Here is a 21012-nt window from a genome sequence, read left to right as displayed (position 1 = left end):
ATTCTATAACTCTATTTTCTTATAATGTTCAACTATTGGAAACGGCTCATAATAATGATGCAACAAACGTTTCCATTCGTTATAAGCTTCTGATTGCCTAAAGCCTATTGTATGATCTTCTACTGTTTGCCAAGTGACCAGTAATAGATACTGATTTTCCTGTTCCAGGCAGATGTGTAATTCGTGATTCACATACCCTTTAACAGAAGAAATATAAACAGACGCTTGTCTGAATGCATCTTCAAATGTTTTCTGTAATTCAGGTTTTACGTTTAATACAGCCTTTTCTAAAATCATATTTTATATATTGAATTCGAAATTACTCCTGCTGCATCCATGCATATTCATTTTTATCTGTTAAGTAAATAACTCCACCACCACAAGCTTCAGATTCATGTAAAAAAATACCATCCTGTTCCAATGTAATTTTATCTTCGCTCTTAACCTGATCCATGGATATATTATGTTCGTAGTTGACATAATTCCAATAAAACTTTCCTTTGGGAGCAACTTCCATAATGCCTACCCAATTAAAATCATTAAAACCTCTATCCAAAAAATCTTTCCCCATCCCTAAGGTATCACATCTACCAGCTGCATATTGAATAACAAGTCCATACTTTAATGTCAATGTATCTAATCTTAAACCAATCGTATCATTCTTTTTATCACCGTCTAAATCACAAAAAATATCTATAGGCATTTCAGAAGGTATGAAAAGAGAATCTAAATCTTTTATTTTTCCCGACTTAATTTCATCTACATAAACATATCCTGTATCCACCAAAGGAATGTATGGATTCTCTTGCTTTTGTGTGCAAGAAAGAAAAGTTATCATTACTAAAAATAAATATCTTTTAATCATAGGGTACTTTTGTTTTTTAAATATACAAAAAAAAGAGTGGCACTTTTCAGCACCACTCTTTTCAATTTATCTTTTCAGATAGGTATTATTTTTTGTAGTAAAAGTTCAATGCACCTTTGTACGTTCTGTATGGGTAAGCCATCCATGGGAACTCAGGAGCAACCAATTCGAATGCAGATGAACCACCTACCATCAATTTGAAGTCACCTTCTTCTGTCACACGCTCAAACGTGTGTGCAGATTGATCTTCTTTAATGAATGAAAGATCTGCTTTAGTAATTTCAAACGTTACTGTTTTAGATTCACCCGCTTTGATTGAAACTCTTTCAAAACCTCTTAATCTTTTCAAGTTTGGAACTACTGAAGCAAACATATCACGAGAGTACAATTGAACTACTTCGTCGCCGTCTACAGTACCAGTGTTTTTCACCGTTACTGAAACAGTCAACTTCGCATCACCAACCAATGTATCTGTGCTAAGTTTGAAGTCAGAATATTCAAATGTAGTATAGCTCAAACCGTGACCGAATGGCCATTGAGGCAAGTAGCCCGTATCACCGAAACCACCCGGAGTTGTTTCGATATTTACTTCTGTCCATTTGTGATCGTACATTACCATATCACCTGTACTTCTTGGATAAGAGAATGGCAATTTACCACCTGGGTTGTAATCACCGAACAATACATCTGCAATTGCATTTGCGCCCTGGCTACCTGGCCAGAATGCATCTACTACAGCAGGGATACCATCAACGATAGAAGAGATCACACGCGGACGACCTTCAACCAATACTAAGATAACAGGCTTACCTGTTTTAATCGCAGCTTGTGCTAACGCTAACTGACGAGCATCTAATGTTAAGTCTCTGATAGAACCCGGAGATTCAGCATACGAATTTTCACCTAAACAAAGAACGATCGCATCCGCACCTGCAACAGATGGTAATGTATAGTTCTTAGGATCTTCGTAGTTTGATACAGATTGACAAACAACTTTGTTTGCACCGATCTTAGCTTCTAATGCTTGTTTGATAGATAAAGTAGATGCAGGGAATAATGACAATACGCTGTCTTCAGCGAAATCAAATCCAGGAATGAATGGCTTATCTCCTGCTTTAGAAAGTGTAGCAGTAGCATCAGCACCTTGCCATGTGTATGACCAGCATCCGTGTAATGAAGGAATGTTGTTTGCGTTTGGACCGGCAACAACAATCTTCAAAGATTTTTTCAATGGAAGAGCATTGTTATCGTTTTTCAACAATGTCAATGTTTGTCTTGCTGCAAACAATGCTTTCTCAGCAAACTCAGGTTTACCGAAGTTAGCGATTGCATCTTTTTCAACAACCGGATTTTCGAATAAGCCTAAAGCAAATTTCAAACGTAAGATTCTTCTTACTGATTCGTTGATACGCTCTTCAGGAACTGAACCTTCTTTTACTAATTCAATTAATAATTTAGGAAACTTGAAATCGTTTGGCGTCATGCTCATATCAATACCTGCAAGAATAGCTACTCTTACAGCATCTTTCAATGAAGGACTTGTATTATGACGTTCGTATAAACGGTTGATGTCTTCCCAGTCAGTAACTACAAGGCCTTTGAAACCTAATTCGTTACGAAGGATGTCTGTCAACAAATATTTACTTGCGTGAACAGGTACACCATTTAATTCACCAGAGTTGATCATGATGGTTGAAGCACCTGCTTTAACTGCTGCCTGGAACTGAGGTAAATAATATTCTCTCAATTCAATTTCAGGAATAAATGAAGGAGTTCTATCACGACCTGTTCTTGAAGCTGAGTAACCGATGAAGTGCTTCATACAAGAAGCCACTGATTTTGTGCTGTTCAAACCTGCAGTTTCATATCCTTTAATTGCTGCAACACCCATGCGCTCAACAATCAATGGATCTTCACCGAATGTTTCAGGGAAACGAGGCCAAAGCGGGTTACGACCTAGATCCAAAACCGGATCAAAATTCCAACGAAGTCCGCAAGCTCTTGCTTCCAATGCAGTAACTTCAGCACAAGCTGCCGGAACCGCTGGATTCCATGATGCTGCAGAACCAATATTGTGCGGAAATAATGTAGAATTCAATGTAAACGTTACACCGTGAATCGCATCAATACCGTAGATAACCGGAATGCCATTACCTGTTTTGGTAGCTTTATCCTGGATCTGAGTAAGGATAGAAATCCACTGATCCTGAGAGTACGCACGGTTGATCGCGTTCAATAACGAACCAACTTTGTATGTACCGATAGCAGTATCAAGTAATGCAGGATTGATGATACCATAGTTGTTATCGTATCCGCTGCCGTTGCCAGAGTAAAGAATGGTATTTAAATTTACCTGAGTCATTTGACCCACTTTTTCTTCAACAGACATTTTTGCTATAAGTGCATCCACTTTCGCATCAATTTCTTTGTCTTTATCAGACGTAGCAGTGCTCTCTGTTTCTTTCTTTTCAGTCTTATTACAAGCAGTAAAAGCCCAAAGCGAAACAAGGACACCAAAAAGATAAACTGTTTTTTTCATCGTTTATGTGTTAAATTTTAATACGCGTTGAATTGTATTCCATGTTGTTTTAACAACGGAATATCTTTCAATAATACAACTTTTTTAAGGTTTTGCCAAAGAAGCAGGCGGGGAAAAAGGTATCAATTAAAGGTATATAAGAAAAATATAAATTTTCTGCAGTTCTTTATACGTATAAATCCATTAAACCACATATTACTAATAGATTATACAATTTCACAGAATATGTGAGTGGTAACTAAACACAATTAATTATAAGTAAGCTACCACTTGAATGATTGGCTTTTGATTTATAAAAATGAGCAGTCTATTACTTAAAAAATGACCGTAATGAATGTAATCTTTCGACAGTTCAAGGGCAGAATTCTTCTCATCAAATCCCACTTTGGCATTGGAAATTATTCGTACTTTTTGATCAATGTTTCCAGTTCTGAAGAAATTGATTCTGCAGTTAATATTTTGGTTTTGTTGAAACTTTTGTAAATAATGCCTTCATAAAATCGGGGTTCCTGTAGATCAAACACATTGCGTATATAACTCCTATTTGCTTTTGTTTTATCGGAGTTTAGTCCATATATCACAAAATCCATACGATCCATGTGCTTTTCATCTATACGACAAATGATGTTTTTATCAAGTAGTTTACCAACTACCGCTTTTTCTGCAATGGTTGAATAACTGTCTGTATCAATCCATGTCTGCACAAAACCGTTTCGTTTAAAAAATTCCGTATAGGGTTCGAACCTTATGTTTTTGTTGAGCTTATAATTGTATATACCCGACTTGATGTACATGATCAGACAAAAAAATAAAGGCAGGCCGATTGCAGTAATACTAATTAACAGAAGTTTTTCATCACCGCTTGGTTGTGGGCCATTTAAAAAAGGGATCGCAATAAAAAACATTGCAGTAAAAGCGATGGTCGTTACCGCCCACATAGCACCTAAAGACTTTTTATTACGAATAAGAAAATTAATCATGTTGTTCTTTATTCTTATGAGTTTGCCACTTAAAAGGGACGGTAATGAAGCGCGGTCTTTGATTAGTTAAAAGTGCAATCACTTATTATTTCTATGTATTTACACAGAAGACTATTAAGCGATCTTTGAAATTTGTTTTTTGTTTTTTGAAATTTCCGCGAAGCGGCTTAGTGTTTACGGGCAATGGTATAATCAACCAGATCGCGTAACGCTTTTTTGTATATAGAATCCGGGAATTCATCTAAAAATGCATATGCTTCTGTTCTGAATTTTTCCATCACAGCACGGGTATATTCAATGCCACCCGACTCACGCACAAACTGAAGCACTTCGCGCACTTTAGCAGATTTATGTGTTTGATTTTTTATGATGAACATGATGCGTTTCTTCTCCAGCCAGCTTGTTTTATTCAAAGCATAAATCAGGGGAAGCGTCATCTTGCGTTCTTTGATATCAATACCAACCGGCTTGCCGATCATTTCAGATGTTTCGTAATCGAACAGATCATCTTTCACCTGAAAAGCCATCCCGATCTTTTCTCCGAACAGTTTCGCACGTTCAATCAGTGTCTCATCTGAACTGACAGAAGCCACACCAACCGCACAGCATGACGCAATCAAGGACGCTGTTTTTTGGCGTATAATCTCAAAATAAATTTCTTCGGTGATATTCAGGTTGCGGGCTTTCTCTATCTGCAGCAACTCTCCTTCGCTCATTTCACGCACCGCATTGGATACAATTTTCAGCAAATGAAAATCTCCGTTGTTAATCGATAAAAGCAAACCTTTTGACAGCAGATAATCGCCTACCAAAACAGCAATTTTATTTTTCCAGAGCGCATTGATGGAGAACATACCACGACGGTAATCCGAATCATCTACCACATCATCGTGTACAAGCGTAGCGGTATGCAGTAATTCGATAAGGGCTGCACCGCGCTGTGTAGAATCATTTACTTCCCCTGCCAAATGAGCCGATAAAAAAACAAACATCGGGCGCATCTGTTTGCCGTTACGTTTAACGATATAAGACATGATCTTATCCAGAAGCATAACTTTGGACTTCATCGAATCACGGAACTTCTTTTCGAAGTCCTTCATGTCGTCTTGCACAACATGTTTTATATCATCTAAACTAATTTCGGACATTGGATTATTAAAGTACTAATATAACTATAAGTCGCAAAAAGCCTGCACATATTGCAATATTCTGCAATTATTTCATATTAATAAATTGCAATGCTACCCCAACGTCTTTGGTGCGAAGCAAGCCTATAATTTCCTGAAGGTCGTCTATCTTCTTGCCCGTAACCCGGATCAGATCGTCCATTTGTGCAGGTGTAACTTTCGAACCCGAATCTTTAATAATCTTAATGATCTTTTTACAGCTTTCCTTATCGATTCCGTTTTTAACAGGCAGCTCACGTTTGATCATCGGCCCGGAAGCATACTCTTCCTTAGACATGTCAAGCGACTTAGCATCAATGCCCTGCTTAGCCATACGGGTGATGATAATGTCCACGATTGCATTCATGCGCATGCTGTTCTCTGTGGTAACTTTGATGATCGACGCTTTTTTATCCAGATCAATTTCTGTTTTAGAATCGCGGAAATCATAACGCGTAGTGATCTCTTTGCGGGCTACATTAAGTGCATTATCAAGCGTTTGCGGATCAACTTTACTAACTATATCAAATGAAGGCATATACGTTTCTATTTAATTCTGAATCAGACAATATTGTGAGAACGAAGTTAGGCATTTGAAATTTGTTAGCAAATCTTAAAACTTTGATATCGCATACTCGTTAGAAAACTTATTAACAAGACGATAAAATCATGTAATACTCCATCCATAATTTCAGCGGAACGTGTATATTCAAAACGTAAAAGATACATGTCCAATTTATTAACAGTTTACAAACTCACAAACGATTTCGTATCGTTCAAACGAATTTGATTTTATGGCTAAGGAGAAAAAGACCAAGGATACACAGAAGAAAATCTTCGTGTTGGACACATCGGTGATCATTTACGATCACAACGCGGTTAAGAATTTTGAAGAACATGATTTAGCCATCCCGATTACTGTACTGGAAGAACTGGACAATTTTAAAAAAGGGAATGACATCAAGAACTTTGAAGCCCGCGAATTTACCCGTTTTCTGGATGAACTGGCTGCCGATAGCGTAAGTCTTCAAGACTGGATTCCACTTGATGGAAACAACAAAGGCAAACTTAAAGTAGTCATGAATACCCATGGCACAAAAGAAACCGATGCGGAAAAGATTTTTGACGACCGCAAAAATGATCACAAGATCTTAAATGCAGCCATTGCTGTCCAAGCTGAGAACCCGGATAAGAAAGTAATCCTAGTAAGTAAGGATATCAACCTGCGCTTAAAAGCCAAGTCACTGAATATTCCTTCGGAAGATTACAATACCGGCAAGGTTAAAGACATTGATCTATTGTATACAGGCCATACGACTATTGAAAACGTTGCACCTGAAAAAATAAATGAATTATACGAAAAAGGATATTGCGACATCGATGCAATACCCGCTGAGGAAGTTTCCAAGAACCACTATTACATTTTAAAAAGTGTAAAAAGTTCGGCTCTTGCCTATTACAATCCTGTAGACAAACGTCTGGAACATGTAGGCAAAACCCCTGCATATGGCATCAAGCCTCGTAATGCAGAACAGGCATTTGCAATCCATGCGGTATTGGATCCTCACATTAAACTGGTTTCGATACAAGGTGTGGCTGGTACAGGTAAGACGCTTATTGCTCTTGCAGCAACACTTGAGCAAAGAAAAGATTTCAAACAGATCTTCCTTGCTCGTCCGATTGTTCCATTAAGTAACAAAGATATCGGTTACTTGCCGGGTGATATAAAGTCTAAACTGAATCCATATATGGAGCCGTTGTTTGATAACCTGAAATTCATTCAGAATCAATTCAACGAAACCGATCAGGATTATCAGCGTATCACCGATATGGTGAACAAAGAGAAGCTTGTAATTACACCGCTTGCGTACATCAGGGGCCGAAGCTTATCCAACATTGTATTCATTGTGGATGAAGCGCAAAACCTTACTCCGCACGAAGTAAAAACAATTATCTCCCGTGCGGGTGAAAATTGCAAGATCATCTTTACAGGTGATATCTTCCAGATTGATACGCCATACTTAGATTCAGAATCGAATGGTCTCTCCTATCTGATCGACCGTTTAAAGGATCAGGATCTATATGCACACATCACCCTTGAAAAAGGCGAACGTTCAGAGCTGGCAAATCTTGCAAACGAATTGTTGTAAAACTTTCATATTCGAAAAATAGAGAGTCCCGCTTATGGCGGGACTTTTTTATTGCTGTAACCTTCTGAATATCCTATCATTAAAATTAGCAGGCTTGAAAAGCCTCTGTTTTTTTTGTAATTTTGAACTCCAATGTAAAGCATTGCTTCATCATACCTAATATTCATTGAACCGAATGAAAGAAGTAGATAACCGTCCTTTCTTAAAAAGATTAAAATATACCCTCCTATACTGGCTTGTAAAATCATTGATTTTCATAACAGAGAAATTACCGCGCCCTGTGGTATACTTTGTATATGGAGGTCTGGGAAAACTTGCCTATTATTTTGCTGGTGAACCCAGACGCAGAGCCATTAAAAATTTAACGGTTGTATTTGGCAATGAGAAAACAGAAGACGAGATCAAAGCCATTACAAAAAAGATGTTTATGAATCTGGGAAAAAACTTAGCAACAGTTTTGCGCGTTTTCCCGATGGAAAATCTGGATCAGTTTTATAAGCAGGTTCGAATCATTGGTAAAGAAAATTTAGATGCAGCTTATGCTAAAGGTAAAGGCGTTGTTCTTCTTACTGCACACATCGGAGCATTTGAAATACTTGGTACCTTTATCGGATTAAATTATAAATCCATCATGGTGGGTACAAAATTAAAAGATCCACGTCTGGATGATCTGATTGTACGCTCGCGTTCAAAAGGTGGCAGCAAATATGTACATCGTGGTGAAAACACCTTGCAGTTGATGCGCAGTCTGAAAGAAGGTCGTGTAATGATCATCTTAATTGATCAGGACACAAAAGTAAAAAGCCGTTTTGTAGAATTTATGGGTGTCCCAGCAGCTACTCCGGTTGGCGCAACAATGATCGCATTGAAATCCGGTGCAGACATTGTTCCTGTAATTGTGCAGATGGATGAACACGACAACCAAACCATTACGTGTATGCCTGCATTAGAAGTCACTAAGAGTGGGGATGCTGAACAGGATCTATTAAACAATACGCTTCGCATGAATCAGGCTGTTGATGCTTTCATCCGCAAAGATCCATCGCAATGGGTATGGATGCACGACCGCTTTAAAACAAAGCCCGGTGAAGAAATTATGTAATATATAAACATATTGGATTATTTATTAAAAAATCTCTGTTAGAAAATAGCAGAGATTTTTTATTTTGATATACACACATTCATTTTATTTTTACACGATTTCCATTATACGATTTATATAAGCATTTCATATTTTCATGTAAAATAATACAACATGTATGCAAGTAGTTTTATGTTATTAAAATTCAACTAACATTAAAAAACTTAACTACAATGAAAACACAAATCTTTTTATCAGCTCTAGTATTATTCGGATTTACAGCTTTAACATCTTGTAAAAAAGACACCGACGATGCCGTCCATCCTGCTCAAGCTTGTACGTTAAATCACCAAACAACAAGTGCCGATTCTTCTCAAGCAACCTATGATTCTGACAACCGCATCATCAAACTACAGAGATTTAACAATGCCGGCAGTTCTCAGGAATACACGCTTTATACGTATTCTTCAAGTAAAATTGTTGAGAAAAATTATGATGGCAGCAGTGCTTTAACATCTCAGGTAGATTATCATTTGAATTCAAATAACAATGTAGCTTATTCTGTATATTCTATAAATGGCGTTGATTATAATTCGGCAGATACTACATGGTATACGTACGATTCAGGCAAACACAATACAAGAAGGGTTACTAAAAACACTACTGTAGTTGTATTACCTGTTTCAACATATGACACAACATGGTATACATATACAGGAGAAAATTTAACAAAAAAAGAAGTTAAAATAAACAACGGCACAACTACAACAACTGTTTATTCTTATGGTTCTGATGATGCAAAAAGCGAATTCCTTGCTCCTGAAAGTTCAATCGTAGCAAACCTTTATGGAGATGTAAGTGATAAACTACCAGCATCAACAACTGAAGGTTCAACTACTACTTCATATATTTATGAATCGAATTCAGAAGGTTATACTACACGTAAGAAAGAACTAATCTCTGGTGTTACTCAAAGCGATGTTCATTATACATACAACTGTAAATAATTTCATCTTATCTAATAACATAAAAAAGGTATTGTCATATGCGACAATACCTTTTTTATGTTATTTTAATAATGTTTATTTTTTCAGTTATCTAATAACGTTATTGGTTATATCTTATAGGCCTTCCGCTTTAAGCATCCCCCTTTTTCTTTTCCTTAAAAAATGATTCAAACACTGCATTTGATAACGAATATACTAAGCTGAACAGGAATGTATGCCAGAAGGTTTCGATATGAAAGCCATCAATGAAATAATCTGCAATGCGTACAATAATGGTATTGATAACTAAAAGAAAGAATCCCAGGGTAAATATGGTGATAGGAATCGTAAGAATTGTTAGTAAGGGCTTAACAAAGATATTCAGTAAACCGATCACGGCTACAAAGAGAATGGCTGAACGCACATTTTCTACCTCTACAAACCAAAACAAATAGGTGCAGCCCAATACAACTGCAACGCTAAATGCAATTTTTAAAAGTGTATGAATCATAGTTTTTATTTGCTTGGTTCAAAAATACAAAAAGCTTTTTGTTTCTGCAGAACCAGATGCAAATTTAACGATATTTTTTAATCGGCAGTTTCAGCCTTACCCATTAAAAGGTTTATACCTACACGTACATTAGCATACTTAACAGCATAGGGATCAAACACACCAATAATGTTATCCGTTACGATATAAAACTGTACAGGTCCGCCCCGCACAACAAATCCTCCGCCAAGATTAAAATAACTGCTGGGTGTAAGCGAATAACTTAGTGTAGCCTGTATCCGTTGTCCGAATGATTGTGTAGCTCCCAATGTAAATGTTGGTCGTACCCCATGATATATATCAAGGGCAACAGAAGAATATAGATTCAAATCTGGACGCAGCAGATAATTACCACTTACATAAACCGTTGGTGTAAGCCATGATTTATAAGATTTCTTATCTTCTTTCGGTTTGAAAATTGTTTCAAGTGTATCTACGATATTTTGCCAGTCTGCATTTGCTATATCTGCGCTATCGTGCATGATGTAGCCGGTATATGTATAGTCACCATTCACTCTGTAATTCTTCACATCCTTCTTCCAGTTAATAAAACCAAGATTGGTTACATTAGCTGCAATAGAAAATTTATCTGAGAATTTGTATCTACCTCCGACATCCGCTGCTGCACCCAGATTTTGAAACCCGAATAAATCTCCGGCTTTGATCTGATCATCATTTATCAAACCTGAAGTAAGTAATGTAAACTGTGAATGGCCGCTTAAAGAAAGGCCATCGGGAGCGGTATACAACGTATTCTTCGAATCTTGAGTTGTAACGTTTGTCAAGCCCATTAAAAATTTACCACGCACACCAATGATGAAACGATCATTAACTGACTTTGTTACTCCGAAAGCCAACTCTCTGTAATAGTTCATTGCCACACGTATGTTATTCAAATTAGCTGACTTCCCTGCAAAAGAAGCATTCCCATTCCAGACCAGGTTTGCAAGATCGCTCGTATATACAAAACGTTGTGACCATACATCGCGCAGACTTACCTGAAAATAAGTCTTCTCAGTTTTAAAACGCATGCTAAACAGATCAATACTTCCGCCCGAATATAATTGGTTGTATTTTTTCAGTTTTGGGATAACATTATTTGGTTGCACTACATTGTCGTGCACGAGGCCATTATATTTGAATGCCGGGTTTAAATAATATAACTGAATAGAGCTAATGAAAGGCACGCCAATGCTCTTCTTATAATGATCGGGCTGCAGTGTGAGATCAGTGTATCCTGCCTGAGGTACCCAGGTCAAAAATTGCAAAGTCATTTCCTGCTGAGCAAAAGCCGAAACGCTGCCCAACAAAAAAATATAAATAATGGTGAGTATTTTTTTAGAAACTAACATTGGCTTTAACGTCTATACTAATGTTAGATTTTAATTTATAAGAAGAATATATTTTAACAGGGACCGTACCATTGTTTGCAGTACTGAAGTATGCATACATAACGGCTTTCGTTGATGCAGTAATTCTGCTGTAACGAGCCTCGTCATACACTTCCTTGATAAAGATTTCTGTAGGTGTTGTCACTTTCCCTGATGCGTCGATAGATCCCGATGGTATTACATGTGGTGCCGCAAACAGCGAATCCAGGATCACATTTGCATCATCCATAAAATACATCTGTATACTTGTATTCATCGGAAAACCATTGGACAATGCAACATTAAAGGCAGCGCGTGTTATAGTAACTGCTTTACCGCCAACAACAATATCCGGATAAGAAATATTTTCTATTGTATCCAATAAAACGAACTTTGTTACTTTGCCTTCCATAGGAATTTCAACTTCACCACGAATTTTTACATAGCTGCTATCTGTAGCAAAATTAGCCGATACTCCGGATGGATTAATAGCAGCAGACATTTGATAAATTATTTTATTGGGAGCTGGATTAAAAACTGTTTGAACATTTGAATTCGTTTTATCCAGCTGTATGGTTGTTGACTTTGATTGGCCAATCTCTGCAAGTGAAGGATATAAGATCGGAATGTTTGTATTGATAATTGAACCTGTAATGGCAGTATTTCCTGTAATCTTTGATTGTGCAATTAAACTATTAATTTTTACTGTAGACTCTGCTCCTACTGAATTCGTAATGATTGCGCGTACTTTGGGATCTGTAAAAAATACAGTCCCTATGAATGCATTATCAAAAATATCAATTGCTACAGAATCTTTTGGTACCGAAAGTGCATACTGACCGATATATCCATCTACATACGAATATTGAATATCTGTAAGGCCTGTAGTGATCGCAATATTCTGTGCGGTAGTAATTGCATTGCCGCTTTTATATGTCACCTTTAAATTACCTGTATAGGTAATTGTATTAAACTTTGTATTGCCTTCACTGCAATCCAATGTGTAACCTGTCAAATCAATGGAAGTTGTTGAAACAACCGGAGATGCTCCATTGTAAGTCAGCGAAATTGTTTTTGTTAAAGCAACCCCGTTCTTTTTGATGTAGGGAAATGTTATGGTTGCGTCCACATTGTGTTTGAAAGTGGAAGATATTTTTAGTGGTACTGTTCCTGATTTAACAAGAACCGTTTTCAATCTTTCTCCATGTGTGGTTGTTAGCGTAACAGATTTCGTAAAAGCATGTGAAATACTTCCGGAACCTGGTAAGCCTGCAACTTCAGTAGTTGTAAGCGCCACAGACTGCGTAATAGCAAGATCTGTAATCTTTAAAAGATCTGTAATAAGCTGGGTATATAAATCCTGATAATAAATGAACGTATAAAAGCCATTTATATCTTCCGTAATATTCAGTTGCTTTTTATTGGGATCAACAATATCCTTCAATGATAAATCTGCATCAATCAAGGGATATAGATATTCTGGAGTTGCATTGGCGACTTTTAATTTATCAAAATCTCTTTTGTAGCAACCAAAAGTGATTGATGTAAATGCCACCAATAATAAAAAATACGAAAAAGTCCTTTTATGTATGATTTTCAATTTCTTAGGAATTAAAATTATAGTTCTAATTTAATCTATTTTTTGTATATTGAATTGAAGAATTCATATTATTTATTGCATTATGAGAAAACTCATTATTTTATTTATACTAAGCGGATTCATTTCTGTTGGCTGCTTAGGCGGTACTTCTGCTTCCGGTCCTGGCAAACCGAAAAAGTCGTCCACTGAAAAGCGCATTAAAAAGCAGCAAAAGCATAGAAAGAAACACGAATGTCCTCAATTAGACTGTTAACAAACATTTAATCTCCCCCAATAAAGAGGAAGCGGTGTCTAATCAACACACTTCCTCTTTATTTTTTATTCCTGAAGAAGCCTTATCGTTCACTTTTTCTGTTGGCATACCACCAACTTTATAATAAAGACATTCAAAAGAGCAAAAAGTAAGCATGGTGTGGAAAAAAATCAAATTCTTACAAGAACATATTCTATTGTGATACACTGCTGCCTAAGCAATTCATTGGTTGCATATACTTAATTCATCTTTTACTTCATAAAGTCCTGATATTTCTTATCTTTAATAAGGGCAATTTAATTATTTATTTCAAACGCATTACATATGAAAATCAATCGTAGCTGTGGAGCACTTTTGCATATTTCTTCTTTATATAATTCATCGGGTATTGGCGACTTTGGCCCTTCTGCCTATTCCTTTGCAGACTATCTATCCAATTGCGGAATGACTTATTGGCAAACGCTGCCATTGAACTATACAGACGGCGGACGGGGATTTTCTCCTTATAGCTGTTTATCCGCCTTTGCCGGAAATCCATTATTCATTAGTCCTGAGATTTTATTAAAAGAAGATTTACTACTACCGGAAGACATCACAAATCCTATCTTTGAAGAACACCACGTAGAATTTGATAAAGCATATGCTTATAAAATGGGCTTGCTTACAAAAGCATTTGAACGTTTTGAAAAAAAGGATGCATCCGAATTTAATACCTTTTGCAGCGAACATGCTTATTGGTTAGATGATTTTACTTTATTTCTTTCTATTAAAAATTTTCACGGAGGTGCCTGGTGGCTTGAATGGCCAAAGGAATTAAAAAACAGAGAAGCAAGTGCGATCACCAAAATAAAAAAAACGCTTGAGCATGATATTAAAAAACAGAAGTTTATTCAATATCAGTTTTTCAAACAATTAAATACATTAAAAAATTACTGCAACTACAAAAACATAAAATTCATTGGCGACATGCCTTTTTATGTAAGCCACGATAGCAGTGATGTATGGAAACATCGGGAGTATTTTAAATTATCGAAAGACGGCAGTCCGGCAAAAGTTGCAGGCGTTCCGCCAGATATGTTTTCAGAAACCGGACAACTATGGGGCATGCCCGTATTCAACTGGAGTGCTTTACAAAAAACGCAATATGATTGGTGGGTTAAACGTGTAAAACACACCTTGCTTATGTGTGATATTATCCGCCTGGATCATTTCCGTGCATTCTCTGCATACTACGAAATTCCTGCCTCCGAGCATACGGCGGTGAATGGAAAATGGACAAAAACGCCTGGTAATTCTTTTTTTAATACGCTAAAGAAAATGCTCAACGATCTGCCTTTTATTGCGGAAGATCTTGGAGAAATTGATCAGCCAGTAATTGATCTGATCGAAAAATTCAGACTACCGGGAATGAAATTATTACAGTTTGCTTTCAGCGAACATACTGCAACCAGTATTCACAGTCCGCATAATTACAAACAAAATAATGTTGTATATACGGGAACACACGATAACAATACGTTGCTTGGCTGGTATACAGAAGAAATATCAGATGAAACCCGACAAAACATTTCAACCTATTTAAACAAAGAAATAAATCATTCGAATGTAAATAAAGAATTTATTCGAAAAGCAATTTCATCTGTTGCAGTACTTGCAATACTTCCCGTACAGGATTTATTAAACTTAGGTTCGGAAGCAAAAATGAATCGACCAGGAAGCCTGCATGGAAACTGGCAATGGAGGCTGCATTCCCAAGCCCCATTCACAGAAGAACTGGCCAAAGAGATTCGAAATGAACTTACATTATTCAATAGAATATAATAAAAATTCACTGCAAAAAAGTCTGTTTTTGCAGTGAATTTAATGAGTTCAATATTATTTATTTATGCCAATTCGTAAGCCCAAATTCAAAACCAAATTCCTATTCATCATATTGTTGGAACCATATGTATTTTGTACGATCAATCCATGATAATATGCTATATCCGTACTTAACCAAAGCGTTTCTCTTAATTTAAAGCTTAAGCCGATCGTCCCTTGTATTCCGAAATCAAATGAATTGTAAGCATCTTTAACCGGAGTTTTTGTATAAATGGTATTATCATCTTCATTTCTGATTTTACCTCCGGTAAGAAAACCAAAACTGGGACCTAAAGAAATATTTGGCCTTACGTTGTGCGAATTGTCATTAAAAAAATAAATCGCACGAATAGGTATCCGAATGAAATCACTACTTACACGTTCATCCATCTTTTTTCCTTCATAAGCTAATGTTCCATTATAAGTATGTTTATAACCTTCTCGTGAATATTTAACATCAATACCCAAACCCCAATGAGTTTGAGTGCTATATACAAAAGCAGCACCAACATTACATGATTCTTTATGAACAACATGCTGTCCGCTATTAGACATCCATGTTGTCCCGGAACCGACAGTTATACCTATAGATGTTCGTTGAGCAAAAGCAAGTATGCCAACACAATACAAAATCGCTGTTAAAAGTATTTTATTTTTCATATGGATATTTTATTTTTTGAGAAAATCGACCAACACCAGTTCTGTAGGTGTAATTAAAGGACTTGAATTATTATTTGTTTCCATCTTTGTTTCCATCTCCAGAATTTTGTTAATATACTTCTCCAGTTTTCCATTTTCATAATCTGTTAAAATGCCGGGATGTATATAATGCTTTTTACAAACACTACGGGTATTTCCTAATTGATGTGCAACAATGTCCATTGCTTCATTCATCAACCGTTTTACATGTGTTTTATTTTCACCGTAACCCAAATTTCTAAAGGCTTGTAAACATTTCACTGTTCCTGTCCAGGTGCGAAAATCTTTGCTTGTAAAATCTCCTCCCGATATTTCACGGATATACGCATTTACATCACCTGAATCAATACAGTGGTTGTTGCCGGCTTCATCAAAATATTGAAACAATTCTTTTCCGGGAATGTCCTTACATTGAGAAATAATATGAGCAAGCTTTCTGCTCTTCAGACTAATTCTGTGATACACGCCTTTTTTACCTTTGAACAGAAAGCGTACCTCATCTCCTTTGATCTTAACATGCTTATCTTGCATCGTTGACAAGCCATAAGAACCGTAGAGCTTTTCGTATACATTATTACCAACACGAATGCTGGTTGATTCCATAATGCTGATGATTGCTGCCAACACCTTCGTACGCGGATATCCACGCTGAGCAAGGTCTTCTTTTATCTTAGATCGTATTGCAGGCAATACAGATGCAAATTCTTTTAATCGGTAATATTTTGTCTGATCTCTAAAATTGGACCAATTGGGATGATAGCGGTATTGTTTTCTTTTTTTAGAATCAATTCCTGTTGCCTGAATATGTCCATATTCTTTCAAACAAATCCATACGTTTTCCCAAGCAGGCGGAATAACCAATTGCTTAATACGTTTCAGGATCTTTTTATCCGAAATTTTTTCATCTTTGTAGTAATACGAAAATGCAGTTCCTCTCTTTTTACGGATAATCCCCTCTTCATTATCACCTACATATATCAAATTGGCAAGCTTTGCACTTGCTTCGTAATCTTTGACACATTTGGCAATCTTACTTTTTGATATAATAAATTCCGAAACTGCTGTTTGCGCTAGCGTCATAAAATTATCTATTTAACTCTTATCGATCGTTAGAATCTGTACTGCCACAGTTCATTTTAAATAAACAAGAAATCCACTTCGTAAACTTCTTCTAAAGTAATGTCTTTCATATTTTTTATTTTTTAGTTGTTGATTTTTTAGATACAGTTTTTTTCGTAGGCACTTTAGCTCCCTTTTCTTTTGCTTCCGATAAGCCTATAGCTATGGCTTGTTTCGGATTTACAACTTTATCGCCACTGCTGGATTTTAACTTTCCTTCATGCATGCGATGCATCGCACTCTCAACATATTCCTGTGCTTTTTTAGAATACTTTGCCATATTATTTTATTTGGACAGTTGAACAATACAGCTTTTAATTTCCATAACTCGTTGAAAGATTCAGCTGATTGAAAGATCAATTGTTTGTTTTATTCTCTAATACCTGAATTTCGCTCTTCTCTTTTACGATTGCTTGGCGAAGCAACAAGTGAAGACTCATATATAAATTCGCAATCCAAACCAATGCAAAACCTGCCAGCAAATACCCACGCCAATCCGAATAAAATAATTTATATTCTGTAATGAACAGAATAAATAAGGTTACATAATGACTGAAACAATATTCACAGGTAAACAGGTAAAAGAACTTACGATGCAATAAAGATTTACATGTTTTACTTTTATGAATGCAATATTCACGGGGTTCTTTAAACACCTCTTCATGTGTTACTGTCCATGAAATACATGCAATGGGAATTGCCAGAATAAACAGCCAAAAGACTTGTTCAAGCATATTTATTTTATTAATTATTATGTATAACAAAAATCTATAATTATGTATAAAGATGTTTTACAGATTTTCAGAATAAAATTATATCATTTACATAAATGGTCGAAATTCTGTATCTGTGTAAATTGTAATTTTTAGCATTTTTAGTGTAATAATTTTTATTTGCATTTGACCTATTTGCATATATCTTTCACCAAATTTTAGCCATATGAACAGCATAGACAAAAATCAACGGGAAAAAAATCATCAGGATTTAACAGATGCAGCTTCCATAAAAAAAATTATTGAATTAGCAGATGGACAAACATGTTTTTTATGTACATCCGCAGGTTCAAGACCTATGACTGTTCAGCGGGTAGATAAAGAAGGTGCTATTTGGTTTCTGAGTGCAAGCGACAGCAATCAAAATAAAGAAATCGAAGAAAATAGTTTCATTTATTTATATTTTCAAAATAACCAGCATTCAGATTTTATGCACTTGTCCGGAAAGGCACAAGTTTTAAAAGATAAGCGCATGATAGCAGAATTATGGAATCCATTTTTAAAAACATGGTTTACAGAAGGTCAAAATGATCCACGTATTTCAATTATAAAATTTATACCAGCTCATGGATATTACTGGGATACAAAACATGGCAATTTTATCGCAGGAATAAAAATACTTATCGGCGCTGCAACAGGGATAACATTAGATGATTCCATTCAAGGTGAATTACAAAATCAACCTATTCATAAAACACATATTTCGCACGGATAAGGGAAGCTGACTAACAAAATTATCTCCTTATGGAACAAATACACAATTCAAAAGTACTTCAGAATTTATTGATCGGTGTAATATTGATTGCCGTGATGATTTTTGCCAGCACCTGGTTGATACCGGTATCCTGGGCTTTTTTATTTGCTTGTTTATTATATCCAGTCTGTACGTTTCTGGAACGTAAGGGATTGAACAGAACAATCACATCTATTCTTGTTACAATGTTATTCTGCGTTTTAATGTTTTTTACATTATATTTTTTAATTACACAGGCTTTGGTGATCATACAAACAAATGATAATGTATTGCATAAAATCAAAGAAGGAATCGAATCGTCTATTTTATATTTGCAATCAAAAAGCGGTTTGCATTTTTATGAACCCAATAGTTTAAAAGAAAGTTTATCCAATATGCTTAAAAATGGCATTGGTCTATTATCGCTGCAATTAAGTAGCGTTGGTACAAATATCTTAACACTTGCACTTACACCCGTTTTTTTATTTTTCATTTTAAATTTACGAGGTCTGATTAAAGATTTTTACCAAAAAAATTATAAAGGAGAAGATCTTGAAACCATACAAAACTTCATAACAAAATCCTTAACCAGCGTTAAAAATTATCTCTGGGGAACCATGATATTGACTTTGGTTACTGCAGTCATGACCTATATTATTCTAATGCTGTTTGGAATTAAATCAGCACTCTTTTTCAGTATCTTCCTTGCTGTTTTAAATATCATTCCCTACATCGGAAATTTAATTGCCTACGTTGGTATCTTATCTTTTGTCTGGATCACAAAAGAATCCGGATCAACAGTTATTTATATAACTGTTTGTTTATACTTCTCTAATATGATTCAGGAAAATATTTTACGTCCCAAATTGGTTGGAGATAAAATGGAGATCAATGCTTTTCTTGTGTTATCAGCTGTAATGCTGGGCGCTATTATCTGGGGAGTCTCCGGAATGGTATTGTTTGTACCGTTCTTAGGTATTGCAAAAGCTTTGATTGAAAGCAATCCGGAATGGAATAAATATGCGATCCTGTTTGCTTCAGAAGATCCGGAGAAAAAAACAGCATTCAAAAAAATTCAGCAAAAAATCATTCATCCGAAATTAAAGCAACACAATGCTTCTCAAATATAATATACCCCACGTTGTTCACTACAAACCTGGTGTTCCTTTTCCTTCTGTTAGAAACTTATACAAACTTCCTTTTACATAATAATCCCAGCCTTTTGTACAATCTTTATAACACTCAATGTTTGGAACCAGGCCAACGTGTGTGAATAGAATATGAGTTTGATTGTTCGAACGACTTAATTCAAAATGAATTTCAGTGTTTGTCCATTCACTTTTATCTTTGAGAAAACTAAGATGACTATCTGTAACAAGCCAAACAATTTTCTTATCGGGAATAAGTTCTATAATTTTCTGAGTTGATATGTGCATATCTGCAAACTGAACTGTAAATACATCGTTTAGTTTTTCTGTACTGCCTTTAATGTCGTCTGTCCACCATGCTGCAACAGTATTGATACTATTGAATACCTCATGAATGGGTTTATCGACTATAAGCTCTATTGAATAATCTTTATTTTTCATTTGCATTAAAAAGTTTATGTACGAACTATATGTACCCGCACAATTTTCCGATGCAGAAAATTATGCGGGTACAAATACCTCATTATTTATTTTTTAGAAGAAAGGCGTTCTTCGTCTGCAGTGGTAGGCTTGCCTTTGCCATTCGGATTTCCTTTTCCTGTAGCAATCAAATCTTTTAAACTTTGCTGAATGTATTGTGCCCAGGCATTTGAACAGATCTCATAGCATTCAAAATCAGGCACCAAACCATGATGTATAAAACAGATCTCTGTCTTGCCCCCTTTTTTAGAAATATCAAAACTGATCTTTGTACCTGTCCACTCGCTTCTGTCTTTTGTCATTTTGAAATAATTGTACTTTACAAACCATACAACCCGTTCGTTCGGAATGCTTTCGATCAAGGTGATCTGCGCATAATGTATATCTTCGTATTGATACACAAATGTTTCATTCAATGTATCGGTACTGCCTTCAATTTCTTCGGACCACCAGCCGCGCACATTGTTGATTGCATCGAATGCTTCTTTGGGTGTTTGGTCTACAGATATTGTGTAGCTTAAATCTTTCGTTGCCATGCTGTTTGTTATTTAGTTTATTAAAATATATGAACAATAATTGATTCTTAGTTGAATCCAACAAAAATACTGTCTCAATTTAAGATAAACAGGGCATCAAATGGACATTATTCAGGGTTGATTT

22 protein-coding genes are annotated in these 21012 nt (G+C 35.9%); 7 read left to right on the top strand and 15 right to left on the bottom strand.

Features of this window, described 5'->3' with window-relative positions; translation table 11 throughout:
• Positions 1-3: 3 nt before the first annotated feature.
• The 6 genes from A3EE_RS0112455 to A3EE_RS0112430 all read right to left on the bottom strand — a co-directional run bounded on the left by A3EE_RS0112455 (position 4) and on the right by A3EE_RS0112430 (position 6088).
• The gene (locus A3EE_RS0112455; RefSeq protein ID WP_018343784.1) at positions 4-297 is read right to left on the bottom strand and encodes an antibiotic biosynthesis monooxygenase family protein; all 294 of its coding nucleotides are present in this window, start codon (positions 295-297) and stop codon (positions 4-6) included.
• A gap of 22 nt (positions 298-319) precedes the next feature.
• Complete coding sequence (locus A3EE_RS0112450) at positions 320-838, bottom strand: hypothetical protein (RefSeq protein WP_157447008.1); 519 nt, start codon at positions 836-838, stop codon at positions 320-322.
• 112 nt (positions 839-950) lie between these two features.
• On the bottom strand, positions 951-3404 hold the full coding sequence (locus tag A3EE_RS0112445; RefSeq protein ID WP_018343782.1) for a glycoside hydrolase family 3 N-terminal domain-containing protein: 2454 nt from the start codon (positions 3402-3404) through the stop codon (positions 951-953).
• Positions 3405-3802: 398 nt separating this feature from the next.
• Positions 3803-4384 (bottom strand): hypothetical protein, encoded by a 582-nt coding sequence (locus A3EE_RS0112440; protein ID WP_018343781.1) that lies wholly within the window; start codon positions 4382-4384, stop codon positions 3803-3805.
• Positions 4385-4551: 167 nt separating this feature from the next.
• Positions 4552-5532: a polyprenyl synthetase family protein gene (locus tag A3EE_RS0112435; RefSeq protein WP_018343780.1), complete on the bottom strand. Its 981-nt coding sequence runs from the start codon at positions 5530-5532 to the stop codon at positions 4552-4554.
• Between the two features lie 67 nt (positions 5533-5599).
• The gene (locus tag A3EE_RS0112430) at positions 5600-6088 is read right to left on the bottom strand and encodes a YajQ family cyclic di-GMP-binding protein (protein ID WP_018343779.1); all 489 of its coding nucleotides are present in this window, start codon (positions 6086-6088) and stop codon (positions 5600-5602) included.
• A 256-nt stretch (positions 6089-6344) separates the two neighbouring features.
• Between A3EE_RS0112430 and A3EE_RS0112425 the strand changes: the two genes are divergently transcribed.
• From A3EE_RS0112425 to A3EE_RS0112415, 3 genes are all read left to right on the top strand, one after another.
• The gene (locus A3EE_RS0112425; protein WP_018343778.1) at positions 6345-7700 is read left to right on the top strand and encodes a PhoH family protein; all 1356 of its coding nucleotides are present in this window, start codon (positions 6345-6347) and stop codon (positions 7698-7700) included.
• Between the two features lie 175 nt (positions 7701-7875).
• A complete protein-coding gene (locus A3EE_RS0112420; protein WP_018343777.1) occupies positions 7876-8802 on the top strand; it encodes a lysophospholipid acyltransferase family protein in 927 nt (308 codons plus the stop codon).
• Between the two features lie 212 nt (positions 8803-9014).
• Positions 9015-9788 carry a hypothetical protein gene (locus A3EE_RS0112415; protein ID WP_018343776.1) on the top strand — a complete coding sequence of 258 codons (774 nt, stop codon included), beginning with the start codon at positions 9015-9017 and terminating at the stop codon, positions 9786-9788.
• 130 nt (positions 9789-9918) lie between these two features.
• Here the strand turns inward: A3EE_RS0112415 and A3EE_RS0112410 are convergent, their stop codons facing one another.
• From A3EE_RS0112410 to A3EE_RS0112400, 3 genes are all read right to left on the bottom strand, one after another.
• A complete protein-coding gene (locus tag A3EE_RS0112410; RefSeq protein ID WP_018343775.1) occupies positions 9919-10278 on the bottom strand; it encodes a phage holin family protein in 360 nt (119 codons plus the stop codon).
• Positions 10279-10355: 77 nt separating this feature from the next.
• Positions 10356-11669, bottom strand: coding sequence for a DUF5723 family protein (locus A3EE_RS0112405; RefSeq protein ID WP_018343774.1), 1314 nt, complete (start codon positions 11667-11669; stop codon positions 10356-10358).
• Entirely contained in the window at positions 11656-13287 is a 1632-nt protein-coding gene (locus A3EE_RS0112400; protein WP_245553838.1) for a hypothetical protein, read from the bottom strand. The genes A3EE_RS0112405 and A3EE_RS0112400 overlap by 14 nt, the downstream gene beginning before the upstream one ends.
• Positions 13288-13369: 82 nt before the next feature.
• On the opposite strand from A3EE_RS0112400, the gene A3EE_RS21955 reads away from it, so the two are divergent.
• Positions 13370-13540, top strand: a complete 171-nt coding sequence (locus A3EE_RS21955) for a hypothetical protein (RefSeq protein ID WP_018343772.1) — start codon at positions 13370-13372, stop codon at positions 13538-13540.
• Positions 13541-13864: 324 nt separating this feature from the next.
• Positions 13865-15361, top strand: a complete 1497-nt coding sequence (malQ, locus tag A3EE_RS0112390) for a 4-alpha-glucanotransferase (protein ID WP_018343770.1) — start codon at positions 13865-13867, stop codon at positions 15359-15361.
• Between the two features lie 54 nt (positions 15362-15415).
• On the opposite strand, the gene A3EE_RS0112385 is transcribed toward malQ, so the two are convergent.
• The 4 genes from A3EE_RS0112385 to A3EE_RS0112370 all read right to left on the bottom strand — a co-directional run bounded on the left by A3EE_RS0112385 (position 15416) and on the right by A3EE_RS0112370 (position 17952).
• Entirely contained in the window at positions 15416-16060 is a 645-nt protein-coding gene (locus tag A3EE_RS0112385) for a porin family protein (protein WP_018343769.1), read from the bottom strand.
• A 9-nt stretch (positions 16061-16069) separates the two neighbouring features.
• A complete protein-coding gene (locus tag A3EE_RS0112380) occupies positions 16070-17179 on the bottom strand; it encodes a DNA topoisomerase IB (protein ID WP_018343768.1) in 1110 nt (369 codons plus the stop codon).
• Between the two features lie 115 nt (positions 17180-17294).
• Complete coding sequence (locus A3EE_RS0112375) at positions 17295-17498, bottom strand: DUF6496 domain-containing protein (protein ID WP_018343767.1); 204 nt, start codon at positions 17496-17498, stop codon at positions 17295-17297.
• 76 nt (positions 17499-17574) lie between these two features.
• Entirely contained in the window at positions 17575-17952 is a 378-nt protein-coding gene (locus A3EE_RS0112370; protein WP_018343766.1) for a hypothetical protein, read from the bottom strand.
• Positions 17953-18157: 205 nt separating this feature from the next.
• Here A3EE_RS0112370 and A3EE_RS0112360 point away from each other — a divergent pair, with 205 nt between their 5' ends.
• Positions 18158-18706, top strand: a complete 549-nt coding sequence (locus A3EE_RS0112360; protein ID WP_018343764.1) for a pyridoxamine 5'-phosphate oxidase family protein — start codon at positions 18158-18160, stop codon at positions 18704-18706.
• Positions 18707-18735: 29 nt separating this feature from the next.
• Positions 18736-19854, top strand: a complete 1119-nt coding sequence (locus A3EE_RS0112350; RefSeq protein ID WP_083921268.1) for an AI-2E family transporter — start codon at positions 18736-18738, stop codon at positions 19852-19854.
• 18 nt (positions 19855-19872) lie between these two features.
• On the opposite strand, the gene A3EE_RS0112345 is transcribed toward A3EE_RS0112350, so the two are convergent.
• A complete protein-coding gene (locus A3EE_RS0112345; protein ID WP_026209754.1) occupies positions 19873-20313 on the bottom strand; it encodes an SRPBCC domain-containing protein in 441 nt (146 codons plus the stop codon).
• An 86-nt stretch (positions 20314-20399) separates the two neighbouring features.
• On the bottom strand, positions 20400-20888 hold the full coding sequence (locus tag A3EE_RS0112335) for an SRPBCC family protein (protein WP_018343760.1): 489 nt from the start codon (positions 20886-20888) through the stop codon (positions 20400-20402).
• Positions 20889-21012 lie beyond the last annotated feature (124 nt).

Origin of the sequence: Cytophaga aurantiaca DSM 3654 (assembly GCF_000379725.1) — a bacterium.
GTDB lineage: Bacteria > Bacteroidota > Bacteroidia > Cytophagales > Cytophagaceae > Cytophaga > Cytophaga aurantiaca.
The sequence above is the reverse complement of the archived record's forward strand: the minus strand, read 5'-3'. Positions and strand labels throughout refer to the sequence as shown.